The 12,486-nt window shown below is 70.7% G+C and carries 10 protein-coding genes; 7 read left to right on the top strand and 3 right to left on the bottom strand.

Going from position 1 to position 12,486, the window contains the following annotated elements; translation table 11 throughout:
• Positions 1 to 24: 24 nt before the first annotated feature.
• Positions 25 to 2,481: an NAD-dependent DNA ligase LigA gene (ligA, locus tag BKH32_RS05065; protein ID WP_075248932.1), complete on the bottom strand. Its 2,457-nt coding sequence runs from the start codon at positions 2,479 to 2,481 to the stop codon at positions 25 to 27.
• A 141-nt stretch (positions 2,482 to 2,622) separates the two neighbouring features.
• Here ligA and BKH32_RS05060 point away from each other — a divergent pair, with 141 nt between their 5' ends.
• Both BKH32_RS05060 and BKH32_RS05055 read left to right on the top strand, forming a co-directional pair.
• Positions 2,623 to 6,204 carry an FtsK/SpoIIIE domain-containing protein gene (locus BKH32_RS05060; protein WP_075248931.1) on the top strand — a complete coding sequence of 1,194 codons (3,582 nt, stop codon included), beginning with the start codon at positions 2,623 to 2,625 and terminating at the stop codon, positions 6,202 to 6,204.
• A 206-nt stretch (positions 6,205 to 6,410) separates the two neighbouring features.
• The gene (locus BKH32_RS05055) at positions 6,411 to 6,659 is read left to right on the top strand and encodes a WhiB family transcriptional regulator (protein ID WP_003779481.1); all 249 of its coding nucleotides are present in this window, start codon (positions 6,411 to 6,413) and stop codon (positions 6,657 to 6,659) included.
• Positions 6,660 to 6,758: 99 nt separating this feature from the next.
• On the opposite strand, the gene BKH32_RS05050 is transcribed toward BKH32_RS05055, so the two are convergent.
• Positions 6,759 to 8,234 (bottom strand): sensor histidine kinase, encoded by a 1,476-nt coding sequence (locus BKH32_RS05050; protein WP_075248930.1) that lies wholly within the window; start codon positions 8,232 to 8,234, stop codon positions 6,759 to 6,761.
• A gap of 177 nt (positions 8,235 to 8,411) precedes the next feature.
• Between BKH32_RS05050 and BKH32_RS05045 the strand changes: the two genes are divergently transcribed.
• From BKH32_RS05045 to BKH32_RS05025, 5 genes are all read left to right on the top strand, one after another.
• Positions 8,412 to 8,918 (top strand): DUF2505 domain-containing protein, encoded by a 507-nt coding sequence (locus tag BKH32_RS05045; protein WP_075248929.1) that lies wholly within the window; start codon positions 8,412 to 8,414, stop codon positions 8,916 to 8,918.
• Positions 8,919 to 9,097: 179 nt separating this feature from the next.
• On the top strand, positions 9,098 to 9,538 hold the full coding sequence (locus tag BKH32_RS05040) for an OsmC family protein (protein ID WP_075248928.1): 441 nt from the start codon (positions 9,098 to 9,100) through the stop codon (positions 9,536 to 9,538).
• Between the two features lie 78 nt (positions 9,539 to 9,616).
• On the top strand, positions 9,617 to 10,315 hold the full coding sequence (locus tag BKH32_RS05035) for a hypothetical protein (protein WP_075248927.1): 699 nt from the start codon (positions 9,617 to 9,619) through the stop codon (positions 10,313 to 10,315).
• Positions 10,312 to 11,205 (top strand): thymidylate synthase, encoded by an 894-nt coding sequence (locus tag BKH32_RS05030; protein WP_075248926.1) that lies wholly within the window; start codon positions 10,312 to 10,314, stop codon positions 11,203 to 11,205. The genes BKH32_RS05035 and BKH32_RS05030 overlap by 4 nt, the downstream gene beginning before the upstream one ends.
• The gene (locus BKH32_RS05025) at positions 11,202 to 11,792 is read left to right on the top strand and encodes a dihydrofolate reductase (RefSeq protein ID WP_075248925.1); all 591 of its coding nucleotides are present in this window, start codon (positions 11,202 to 11,204) and stop codon (positions 11,790 to 11,792) included. The genes BKH32_RS05030 and BKH32_RS05025 overlap by 4 nt, the downstream gene beginning before the upstream one ends.
• A 40-nt stretch (positions 11,793 to 11,832) precedes the next feature.
• Here BKH32_RS05025 and BKH32_RS05020 read toward each other — a convergent pair whose 3' ends face one another.
• Positions 11,833 to 12,240, bottom strand: coding sequence for a winged helix-turn-helix transcriptional regulator (locus BKH32_RS05020; protein WP_081376698.1), 408 nt, complete (start codon positions 12,238 to 12,240; stop codon positions 11,833 to 11,835).
• Between the last annotated feature and the right edge of the window lie 246 nt (positions 12,241 to 12,486).

Here is a 12,486-nt window from a genome sequence, read left to right as displayed (position 1 = left end):
GTGCCCCGCCCCGGTCGTGAGTCCTCAGGAGACCGCCTGGGGTCCTCCCTCCAGGAGCGCCACGAAGCCCTCCTCGTCGAGGATCGTCAGTCCCAGCTCGCGGGCCTTGGTCTCCTTGGAGCCCGCCTTGTCCCCCACGACGACGAAGCTGGTCTTCTTCGAGACGCTGCCCGAGGCCTTGCCGCCGCGCGAGACGATGGCCTCCTTGGCGCTGTCCCGGGTGAATCCCTCCAGGGAGCCGGTGACGACGACGGTCAGACCCTCCAGGGTGCGCGCCGACTCCTCCTGCTGGTCCGGGGCCTCCTCCCGGGTACGGACCCCGGCGGACTCCCAGCGGCTGAGGATCTCGCGGTGCCAGTCGACCTCACGCCACTGCGCCCAGGACTCGGCGATGGTGGGTCCGACGCCGTCGACCTCGGCCAGCTCGGCGACATCTGCCTGGCACAGGGCCTCCAGGGACCTGAAGCGCGCTGCCAGGGCCCGAGCGGCGGTCGGGCCGACGTGACGCACGGACAGAGCCACCAGGATGCGCCACAGCGGGCGGCTGCGGGCCTGACGGAGCTGGGAGAGCATGGCAGTGGCGTTCTTCCCCGGCGCCGTCGCCTTCTTGACCCGCCCGTCGGCGTTGTAGATCTGCTTGGTCCAGAAGAAGCGGCTCAGGCGCCAGTCCCCGGTGGGGACGCCCCGACGGGAGACGGAGCGCCAGACGAAGACCTCGCGCAGATCGTCCTCGGTCAGGTCGAACAGAGTGGCCTCGCCGGTGAGCACTGGTGTCTGCTCGGTGATCCCCGCCTGCCTCAGGAGCTCCTCGACGGCTTCCACCCGCTGGGAGACGTGGAGGGAGTCGAGCTCGCCGGGCGGGAGGCTGAGCCGTCCGTCTTCGGTCTCCAGGCTCCGCCCAGCCGCGAGCGCGGTCAGGGCCTCGCGGCGTCCGGCGTCGGGTCGGGTCAGGGCGCCGGCGGCCTCGTCTCCCAGCCCTTCGACGTCCAGGGCGCCCCGGGAGCCGATGTGGGCGATCCTCTCGGTGAGCTGGGCGGGGCAGGAGCGGGTGTTGGGGCAGCGCAGGTCGACGTCGCCGTCCTTGGCCGGTGCCAGCTCGGTGCCGCAGGAGGGGCAGTGTGTCGGCATGACGAAGTCCCGCTCGCTGCCGTCACGCAGATCGGCGACCGGCCCCAGGATCTCGGGGATGACGTCACCGGCCTTGCGCACGATGACCATGTCCCCGATGCGCACTCCCTTGCGGGCCACCTCGGTGGCGTTGTGGAGGGTGGCGCGGGCCACCGTCGAGCCGGCGACGAGGACCGGCTCCATCATGCCGAAGGGCGTGACGCGGCCGGTGCGCCCGACCTGGACGGCGATGTCCAGCAATCGGGTGCGGACCTCCTCGGGCGGGTACTTGTAGGCAGTGGCCCAGCGGGGCACTCGGGAGGTGTGGCCCAGGCGGCGTTGAAGGGAGTGGTCGTCGAGCTTGAAGACGATGCCGTCGATCTCGTGGATGAGGTCGTGGCGGTGGGTGGCGTAGCGCTCGATGTAGGCCTCGCGCTCGGCGCGGCCCCGGACCACGGCGTTGTAGGGGGACACCGGCAGCCCCCAGCCGGCCAGCAGCTCGTACCACTCGTGCTGGCGGGTGGGGAGCCTCTCCCCCGGTGCGGGGGTGATCGCGCCGACCCCGTGGGCGATCATCGCCAGGGGCCGGGAGGCGGTGACGGCGGGGTTCTTCTGGCGCAGCGAGCCCGCGGCCGCGTTGCGGGGGTTGGCGAAGACCTGCAGGAGGGGGGCGCCGTCGGCCTGCCGCTGCAGGTTGCGGGTGCGGCGCTCCTCGTTGAAGGCCTCGAAGTCCTGGGTGGGGAAGTAGACCTCACCGCGCACCTCGAGCAGGGAGGGGTGGGCGTCGCCGGCCAGGACCAGGGGGACCGAGGCGATGGTTCGCACATTGCCGGTGACCTCCTCACCGGTCGCGCCGTCGCCGCGGGTCGCGGCCCGGGTGAGGATGCCGTCCTCGTAGGTCAGGGCCACAGCCAGGCCGTCGATCTTGACCTCGGCGGTCATGGCGAGGTCGTCGTCTCCGACCCCGGTCTCGGAGACCATGCGCTCGGCCCACTCCTGGACCTCATCGAGGGAGAAGACGTCCTGAAGGGAGTACATGCGCTCGTGGTGCGGGGCGGGTGCGAAGTCGGTGACGGCGCGCCCGCCCACGGAGCGGGTCGGTGATCCGGCTCGAGCCAGGAGGGGGTGGGCCGCCTCCAGTCCCTCCAGCTCCCGGTAGAGGAGGTCGTAGTCGGCGTCGGACAGGGGACTCTCTGCGTCGATCGCGTTGTAGTAGGCGTCACGGGCGGCCTCAATGTCACGCACCAGCTCGCTCCAGCGTTCCCGGGCGGCAGTGGGGATGGCGCTCAGCTCCACGGGGCCTTGCTGATCGGAGTGTGCCGAGGAGGGGGCCGGGGCGGGAGCGGAACCGCGGGGCGCATCGGGGTCAGTCATGGGGCCATCTTCCCTCAACCGGGTTCACACCGGGATCTGCCCGCGTCCACAGTGACCATGAGCATCCCCGAACGGCGAGGTTGTCCACACCCGGGGTTGCTTGCCGGCGACGTGACGGAGCCCAGCGGCGATTCTGGAGGAATGAGCGCTACCGCCGACGTCCTGGACCTCCACTCGCTGCTGCCGGGAGAGGTCTCGTCCTCGTTGTGCCGGCTCTCGGCGGGGGAGGCGGCCGCAGACGCGGCTCTGGCCGCCTTGGCCGGCCCGTGGCACCTCGCGGTCCTGGACGGTCCTGACCGTGGCCTGGTGATAGCCGTCAGGGACGGCGCCGTCCTGGGTCGGGGAGAGGTGCTCAGTGATCCCCTGGTCTCCCGTCGTCACCTGCGCCTGCGGCTTCACGGCGGCCGTGTCCTGGCTCAGGACTGCGGATCGGCCAACGGCTCCTACCGCTACTGGCACCTGGGGCTGTGGCTGCGTGCTCGCCGGGAGATGAGGCTGAGGGAGGGGGCGCTCCTGAGGCTGGGAGACAGCGTGCTCGAGCTGCGCAGGCGCCCCAGCGACCTGGTGGTGGCGGCCCCTGCGGCGCCGGCGTCGTCAACGGCGTGGTTGATGGTGGGTTCACTGGTCTGCGTCCTGGTCATGGCCGGCTCGGCTGCGATCGCGCTCAGGACGGGGAGCCGGGGCGCGATGGGCATGGTCATGGTGGCGCCGATGGTCGCGATGACGATCATGCGCCTGGTGCCGTTCCTGCAACAACGGTGGGCCCGGCGCACCGGGCGCGCCGGCGGGCCCCGATGGCGCGGCCACCGGCGTCGCCGGGGACGCCGACCTGGGTGGAGGCACGGCGAGCCGGACCCTGCCACGATGCTGTTGGCCGTCGCGGCACGCTCCAGCATGTCTCAGTCCTCCCAGGACTCCCCGGCCGAGGGCTCGACGCCTGTCTCGGCCACCCAGGAGACCCTGGCCGCCTGGAGTGCCGGGCACCGACGGCGCTGCGTCCTGTCACTCTCCGACGGCGAGAGCCTGGCCCTGGTGGGCACGGGCGCCGGCAGTGCGCTGAGATGGTGGTGCGCCCAGCTCCTGGCCCGCGATGAGGTCCGGGTGACTGTGCTGGATGACTCGCCGGATGAACACGCCGGTCATCGGGGCGGTGTGGACCGGGAGAGCCGGGAGGAGGCAGGCGACCGTCTGGGGCTCCGCCTCACCTGGGGCCCGCAGGCGCATCCTCGCAGCGCGCAGATAGTGACCTGCTCATACAATGGGGTCCCGCCCCAGGCGCTGAGCACGCGGCCCGCTCCGGCCGGGGCGCCGTCGTGCTCACCGATCTGGTGGGAGGCGGTTCGTCACCTGAGCCGCTCCCGGATCACGTCACCTCACCGGGAGTCGTCCCAGGGCGACGGCGTCCCCGATCTGGTCCCTCTCAGTGCTGTCATGGACGACCTCGACGCCCACGAGCTGCGGGCGCGATGGGAGGAGCGGACGCACTCGCCGGCCCGGGGCGCGCCGGCGCTGTCGGCGGTGCTCGGAGTGGGCGCGCGAGGGCCGGTGCGTGCCGATCTGGTGGCGGACGGCCCGCACGCCCTGCTGGCTGGGACAACGGGTTCCGGGAAGTCTGAGCTGCTCATCTCGTGGCTGGTGCAGCTGGCGCTGAGCCGAGCGCCGGATCGTCTCACCCTGGTCCTCGTCGACTACAAGGGCGGTGCCGCCTTCGGCCCTCTGGCCGGCCTGCCGCACACGGCCGGGGTCCTGACGGATCTGGATCCTGCCGGCACCCAGCGCGCCCTGTCCTCCTTGGAGGCCGAGGTGCACCGCCGCGAGCGGATCCTGGCCGCCCACGGCGCCAAGGACGTGACCTGCCTGCCGCCACGGGTCGTCATCCCCGATCTGGTGGTGGCGGTCGACGAGTTCGCCACCTTGGCCGGTGAGCACGCCGAGGTCCTGGAGTCCCTGGTGCGTATCGCCGCCCAGGGGCGCAGCCTGGGGATCCACCTCATTCTGGCCACTCAGCGCCCCCAGGGGGCCGTGTCCCCGGCGATTCGGGCCAACACCTCCTTGCGAGTGTGCCTGCGGGTGCTCGACGCCGCTGACTCCAGGGACGTCCTGGGGCACGACGGGGCCGCCCGGCTCGGTCATCATCCCGGCAGGGTCCTGGTCAGTGGAACCGGCGGCGTCGAGGACGGCGGCCCCGCCCCGCGAGACCCCGACAACGGCGCCAGTGGTTCTCCCAGCCCTGGCAGCCAGGTGCTTCAGGCCCCCTGGTGCGGCTCGGCTCGTGAGGTTCAGGAGATCGTCGGCCTCATCTCACGCGCGGCCGAGGGGCACTCCGCCCCGTGGCGCCCCTGGGCGCCGGCCCTGCCCGCCTCGATCAGCGCGGCCGAGGCGCTCGAGCTGGTTCGGCTCCGAGGCCCCCGAGCACCGGGTGAGCTTGAGGAGCAGGGGGCGCCGGTCCCCACGGACCCCGCCGACCACCCGCCACTGTCCGGGCACGACGACGACCGCCTTCTCCTGGCCGTGACCGATCTTCCTCGCCAGCAGAGCCTGGGGGTGTGGCAGTGGCGGGTCACTCGCCCGCTGCTGGTCCTCGGGGCCCCGAGGTCGGGGCGCTCCACTCTTGTCGCCTCGGCCGCGACGGCGGCACTGGGCTCGGGCAGAGGCGTGCACCTGTGCGGGTTCGCTCCCCCGGCCCCCGACGCCTCCCACGAGGCCTCCCCCGTGCGCAGGCTCCTCGCCCACCCCGGAGTGGGCACGGTGGTCGGTACGGAGGACCCACGACGCCTGGCCCGGCTGTGGGGACTCGCCGCCAGCGGGCGCCTGGGCGCAGACCTGCTGTGCCTCGATAACGTCGACGCGCTCATCCCGACCATTGATGAGGCGCTGGGCCCCGGTCAGGGCAACGCCCTGTTGGAGGCCGTCATCCGTACCACGTCCGCAACGGGCGCTCCCCTGCTGCTGACCGCCCCCTTGGTCGCGTCCACCGCCCGGTGGGCCGGCCCCATGGGGCTCAGGCTGGTTCTCGGCGCGGCCACCGGCACACAGGCCGCTCTCGCCGGTCTTCCACGCGGGGTGGTCACCGGCGGCGCCCCGGGGCGCGGCGTCATCCTGGACGGGGCGACGACGACCACCTGCCAGATCGTGCTCCGTGAGGACTGCCCGGTATCCGGCTCCGAGCGCGACGGCGGCTGCGCGCTGCGGCTCGAACCGCTGCCGACGCGGCTCACCTGGGAGGACGTCCCGGAGGGAACCTGGGCCGTGGGAGGGGACGCGGCCGCACCGGTCACGCTTCCGGCTCGCACCAGCGTCCTGGTCGCCGGGCCTCCCGGCTCGGGGCGCTCCACGGCGCTGCGGGCACTGGCCCAGGCGATGGCCTCCGACGCCCTCGTCGTCGACGACCTGGACCTGGCGGACATCGCCACCGTCACTCAGGTGGAGGCCGCGCTGGCCGGCTCTGAGGTGGTCCTGGCCTCTGCCTCGACGGAGAAGGTCGCCACGACCTTCCGCGGCGCGATCTCCTCCATGCGTGAGCGCGAGGCGCTCGTCGTGCTGTGGCCCGGTATGCGCCCTGCCGATCAGGCCGCCGGCGTCTCCTTGCGGACGGTCACCGACCCCAGAGCGATGACGCTGCCCGGTCGTGGAGCACTCGTCTACCGTGGAACGTGCCTGCCCATTCAGATCGTGCTGCCCCGCCCCGAAGACGACGATCATCCTATTGAGTACCCTGTTTAACAGGCCTTCTCAATGAAGGAAAGTAGTGTTATCTCAACACCACAGCATCCTGTGAGGATCACGACAGGGTATCGGCACAGGTCTCATGATCGAGGTCTTGCCCACCGCCCCCCGTCATGTGAAAGTTGTTCTCGGACGCGGCCGCCGTTCCCTGACAAGCTGGGCCGGCGCCAACCGCATGACCGATGACCTTGTAGGGGGCCCTTATGGACTGGCGCAGCCAAGCCGCATGTCTCACCGTTGACCCGGAGCTCTTCTTCCCTGTGGGAAACACCGGTCCCGCCATTGCCCAGATCGCCAAGGCGAAAGAGGTGTGCGGCCGCTGCGAGGTGGTGGACACCTGCCTGAAGTGGGCGCTGGAGAACGGTCAGGATGCCGGTGTCTGGGGAGGCATGAGCGAGGACGAGCGTCGTTCCCTCAAGCGCAGGGCGGCCCGGGCCCGCCGGTCATCCTGAAAACTGATCGAGTTCTTCGCACTGCGGTGTTCGCACGGTTAATCGTGCGAGCACCGTTTTGTTGATCCAGGCTGTTTTCGACAGCCGGTCATCAAAAGGTCAGGCCTCAGCCCTGGCAGCCCTCTGGTTAAGGCGGGCGTGAATGACGACGTCGGTGCCTCCTCCGCTCAGAGGCCCCCAGTCAATGACCCCGCGCAGCTCTCCGCGCACGAGCGTGGTGACGATCCGCGTTCCCAGACCGGTCATGAGGGTGTCCGGCGCCAGGCCCGCACCGTTGTCCATCACGTGAACCTCGAGCTGGTCCTCGTCACGGTGGGCCGTGACTGTCACTCGACCGTCGCGGCCATTGAGGCCGTGCTCGACGGCGTTGGTCACGAGCTCGGCCAGCACCGTGGCCAGCGCCTGCGCCGTGTCAGCGTCGACCACACCGAAGGAGCCCTCCAGCCTGGTGCTGACCTCACCCGTGGGCGTGGCCACGACCGCGGCCATGCGCAGGATGGAGGAGAAGACCTCATCGAAGTCCACGTGCTCGTTGACGTTGTGGCTCAGGGCGTCGTGGACGGTGGCGATGGTGGTCACCCGGCGCTCGGCCTCGGACAGGGCCTGACGGGTCTCCTCATTCGAGGCGCGGCGGGCCTGCATGCGCAGCAGCGCCGAGACGGTCTGCAGATTGTTCTTGACCCGGTGATGGACCTCCCGGATGGTGGCGTCCTTGTTGAGCAGGACCTGCTCACGCCGACGCACCTCGGTGACGTCACGAACCAGGAGCACCGCCCCGGAGCGGCGTCCCTTGAGCGTCAGCGGGATGGAGCGCAGAGACAGGAACACTCCCCCGACCTCGACCTCGGTGAGCCAGGCCTGCCTGCCCATGAGGACCACGGCCAGCGTCTCATCGACGGGGGTACGTGCGGGGATGATCGAGGTGACGGCCTCGGCCAGCAGGATCCCCTCCAGCTCGCCCACAATGCCCAGGCGGTGGAAGCAGGAGCGCCCGTTGGGGCTGACGTAGGCGATCCGCCCCTCCTCGTCCAGGCGCAGGACGCCGTCGGCCACGCGCGGTGTGCCGTGACGGATCGTGGTGCCGGCGCCCTGGATGGGGAAGTCGCCCGAGGCGGTCATCTGGCACAGGACCTCGGCGATCTCCTCCATCTCCCGCTCAACGATGCGCCCGCCCCGGATGACGCCCACCGAGGTCTCCCGAGTCACGACGGCGATCGGCGTACCGGCGTGAACGACCGGGATGTACTCCTCCTGGACCGCGGCGGTACCGGTCCAGTAGGGCTCGGCGGCGTCCTGGATCTGGGCGGTGGACAGTGAGTCCATGGCCATGGCCTCGCGCGAGGCCGGCATGCGCCGTCCGACAACGTCCTCGAGGTGGACGGTGGTCCCGCCGGAGGGGCGGGTGTGGCCCGCGGCGATGAAGCGCCCGGCGCGGGTACGCACCCACAGGACCAGGTCGGAGGTGGACAGGTCCGCAATCAGCTGCCAGTCGGCCACCAGCTGGTGGATCCAGTCGAGGTCGGCCTCGGCGAGGTCGACTGCGTCTCTCAGGGCGCTGGGCAGAAGATTAGGCACCTCTCAAGGTTATCGGCAGTGAGCGGCCCCGGCTCGTTGAGCCGGCTAATTGCCAAGCAGGACACATGCTCGGAACCTGAGCGGTCTCGCGTTCAACCCTACGGGCCGCGCCTTGGCTCCCGGCCCTACTGAGGTCGGAGCATGCCCCGGCCCTGCGAAACATGACAGGATCGCACCATGAGGAAGACCATCACCATCACCTATCCCGCCACTCCGGCACGCACCGCGCAGATGCTCGCCGACCCCGCCTACCAGGAGGCGCGGGTCTTACGAGCCGGGCTCGACAACGCCTCGGTCGACGTCGCCCAGCGCGGCCAGGGCTTCGTGGCCACCATCGCCGGGAGCATCCAGCCCTCCCAGCTGCCCTCGGTCGCCTCGAGGTTCGTGCGCTCGGCGGTGTCCTTCTCCGTGGCCGAGTCCTGGGGCGAGCCGAAGGATGACGGCTCTCGCTCCGGCGGCTACGACGTGACGGTCAGGAGCGCCCCGGTCAGGGTCAGCGCCACCTCCACCATGGCTCCCGCCGCGGACGCCGCCGGTGAGGCCACCACCGTCACCGTCGACGTCGACCTCAAGGTCACTGTGCCGCTGGTGGGCAGGACCATCGAGGAGAAGGCCATGGGCATGGTGGGCCGCGTCGTCGCCGACGAGGAGCGCCGGGCCGCCGCCTGGCTCGTCGAGCACTGACCCGCGTCTCCATCGCGCCCCGATCGCTCACCTGATCACTCGCCTCGATCACTTACTGTGCGCTACGTCGCCCACTGCTGTTATTCCCGTGCTGCGCCCCTGTCCGCCAGTGGCGCAGCACGGGGCTGCGCACCGGTTCCACCGCCGAGTCTCGTCCGGTTTCATGGCACCATCGGGCCATGAGCACATCTAGCACAACCGCCTCCGCCCCTAACGCCGTGTGGGCCGAGCGCGCGGGCACCCGCCAGTACATCGGTCGCAACTCCTCGGGCGCCGAGGTGCGTATCGGCATGGGCCCGGGCGAGTTCTCGCCCGGCGAGCTGATGAAGATCGCCCTGGCCACCTGCAACACCCTGTCCGCCGACCACCGTCTGGCCAAGGCCCTGGGTGAGGACTTCGAGGCCACCGTGGGCTGCTCGACCGTCAAGAACGACGCCGAGGAGCGCTACGAGTCCTTCCAGGTCGAGATCGTCACCGATCTGTCCTCGCTCGACGCCGAGCAGCGCGAGCTGCTCAGCCAGCGGGTCGCCGGCGCCGTCGACCGTCACTGCACGGTGGGCCACACCATCGAGCACGGCGCTTCCTACACGACGACGATCGTCGACCCCAACGAGGACTGAGAGCTCAGCGCCCCATCCGCTGAACCGGCCGCTCTCCCCGATTCCCCCCCCTGTGTCACTCAGGTAAGGAGACCACTGTTGAACACCTCCCGATCTGAGCGCCCCACCGCACTGGAACGCGCCCTCGACAAGGCCATCGCCATCCCGGCCGCCCGCATCGAGGAGCGCGTCGCACGGATGCGCCGGGACCGCCCTGGGGCCGACGCCGCCGAGCTCGTCGAGATGGCCGGCTCCCGCTTCCGGAGGGACGCAGGACTGTCATCGGGAGCGGTCGGGGCCTCCGCGGCCATACCGGCCATCAGTACGGGCGCGGCCGCCGCCCTGACAGTCGGTCAGAGCGCCGCCTTCATCGCCTCGGCCGTCACCTACGTTCTGACTGTCGCGGAGATCCAGGGGGTCCACGTCGTCGACACCGAGCGCCGTCGGGCCCTGGTCCTCTCCGCCCTTCTGGGCAAGGAGGGCTCCGAGGCGGTTCAGGGCCAGCTGGGCCTGTCCTCGATGTTCTGGGCGGCTCAGCTGCTCATGCAGATGCCCCTGCCGTCGGTGAAGTCCATCAACGCCCGCCTCATCAAGCGGGCGGCCAAGCGCTCGGCCGCCAAGGGCGGGGCACTGGCACTGGGGCGCCTCCTCCCCTTCGGGATCGGGGCCGCCATCGGCTGGTCGGGAGGCCGGGCGCTGGCCAACCAGGTCATCGAGGGGGCGCAGGCGGCCCTGGGACCCGAGCTCGCTGTGGGCGGCTACGTCGACAGCTCCCGTGTCGAGGTGATCGAGGCATGAGCGCAGTTCGCAGCGAGAGCGAGCCGTCGCCGTCGGCCGTCCAGTGCCCGGCGCTGGCGCAGATGGGGCTCCTCCCCCCGCCAGGCGTCGACGTCGCCTACGAGAACCTCCTGGCCGACGTCCTGGCCAACGGGACCGCGAAGTCCGACCGTACCGGCACCGGAACGCGTTCGCTCTTCGCCCGCCGGCTGCGCTACGACCTGCGCCGCGGCTTCCCGCGCATCACCACGAAGTTCGTGGCCATGAAGGCCGTCAAGGGTGAGCTGCTGTGGTTCTTGCGCGGGGAGACGAACGTGCGCTGGCTCCAGGAGCGGGGCATCACCATCTGGGACGAGTGGGCCGATGACTCCGGTGAGCTGGGGCCGGTCTACGGCTCGCAGTGGCGCTCCTGGCCCACCCGGGACGGGGGCGCGATCGACCAGATCGCCGGGCTCATCGACACGCTGCGCACCGACCCGGACTCGCGGCGCATGCTGGTGTCGGCCTGGAACGTCTCCGAGCTGGGTTCCATGGCACTGGCCCCCTGCCACGCCTTCTTCCAGTGCTATGTGGCCGATGGCCGCCTGAGCCTGCAGATCTACCAGCGCAGCGCCGACCTGTTCCTGGGGGTTCCCTTCAACATCGCCTCCTACGCGCTGCTCACCCACATGCTCGCCCAGCAGACGGACCTGGAGCCCGGTGAGCTCATCTGGACCGGAGGGGACTGTCACATCTACGACAACCACGTCGAGCAGGTCCGCACCCAGCTCTCCCGGGTGCCCAGCGCCCACCCCTTCCCCACGCTGCGCCTGGAGCGGGCCGAGTCCATCGACGCCTACGACATGGACGACATCGACGCCTCCCAGGGCTACGAGCACCACCCCACGATCAAGGCCCCGGTCGCGGTATGAGTGGCCTGGGGATGATCTGGGCCCAGGACGTCACCGGCGTCCTGGGGGCCGACGGCGCCATGCTGTGGCGCGTGCCGGCGGACTTCGCCCACTTCAAGGCCACGACCATGGGCGGCGGGCTGGTCATGGGCCGCACCACCTGGGAGTCACTGGGAGGTCCCCTGCCCGGGCGGCGCAACGTGGTCCTCACCCGTGACCGCTCCTGGCGGGCCGAGGGGGCGCTCCGCGCCGGCTCGCTGCGCGAGGGGCTCTCACTGGCGGCGCGGGGGCTGGCCGCCGAGCTGGGGCACGACCCTCGTGAGGGGGATGCTGCGGGGCTGCCCCGCTTGTGGGTCATCGGTGGCGGGAGCGTCTACGAGCAGGCGCTGGCCGACGGCCTGCCCGATGTGCTCGTCGTCAGCGTCCTGGACCTTGATGCCACGCAGCGGGCCCGCGAGCGCGGCCTGCCCGACTCGGCGCTGGTGCGCGCACCGGGGATCAGCACTCAGGAGTGGGCCATCGACCCGGCCCTCTCCGACCCGCAGGGCCAGTGGCGCCCCGTGTCCGGGGACGCGCGCTGGCGGGTGGAGACCTGGCGGCACCTGTAGACGCGCTCGAAACGCCCTCGGCGAGCGTTTCAGCGGATGCTCAGTGGTCGGCGTCGTAGCGCGCCCGGGCCTGGCTGACAGCGCTGAGGTGCTCAGTGGCCCAGGCCTCAACGTGAGCGAGTGCCTCCGCCAGCCCCTTGCCTGAGTCGGTGAGCTCGTAGGTCACTCGCGGCGGGATCTCGGGGTACTGATGGCGCTCGACGAGTCCATCGCGTTCAAGGCCCCTGAGGGTCTGGGTGAGCATCTTGGTGGAGATACCGTCGACGCGGGTCGATATCTCCTTGAAGCGCTGTGGCTGGCCCGCGTCGTGAAGCACCCCGACGACGAGCACGGTCCACAGGTCACCGAGTGACTTGAGCAGACCACGTGAGGGGCAGCTGCGGCTATAGGGGTTGGGCGCCATCTGCCCCGCCTTGTGCGCGCCGGTCGGCTGCTCAGTGTCGGCCACGGTGTCTCCTCGTGTGCTTGGTCGCTGATCCGTCGTCGGCCGCCCACGTGTGAGCGGCCGACGACGGGCATAGGCGACAGGTTACCTGCGAACCGGGAGCCTTAGAGGTCGCGTCAGTAGGTGCGGTGTGGGAGCGGGGTGCGGGCACAAGGTCCCGGTAAGAAGTGAGTTGTCTGTACTTGCTTCTGTTCCTGGGGGTGTCTCCTTGTGCCCGCTGTGCCATCATGGTGATGGAGCCCTTGTGGG

Source organism: Actinomyces oris (genome assembly GCF_001929375.1).
GTDB lineage: Bacteria > Actinomycetota > Actinomycetes > Actinomycetales > Actinomycetaceae > Actinomyces > Actinomyces oris_B.
Note: the sequence above shows the minus strand (reverse complement) of the source record. Positions and strands in the feature narration are given on the sequence as shown.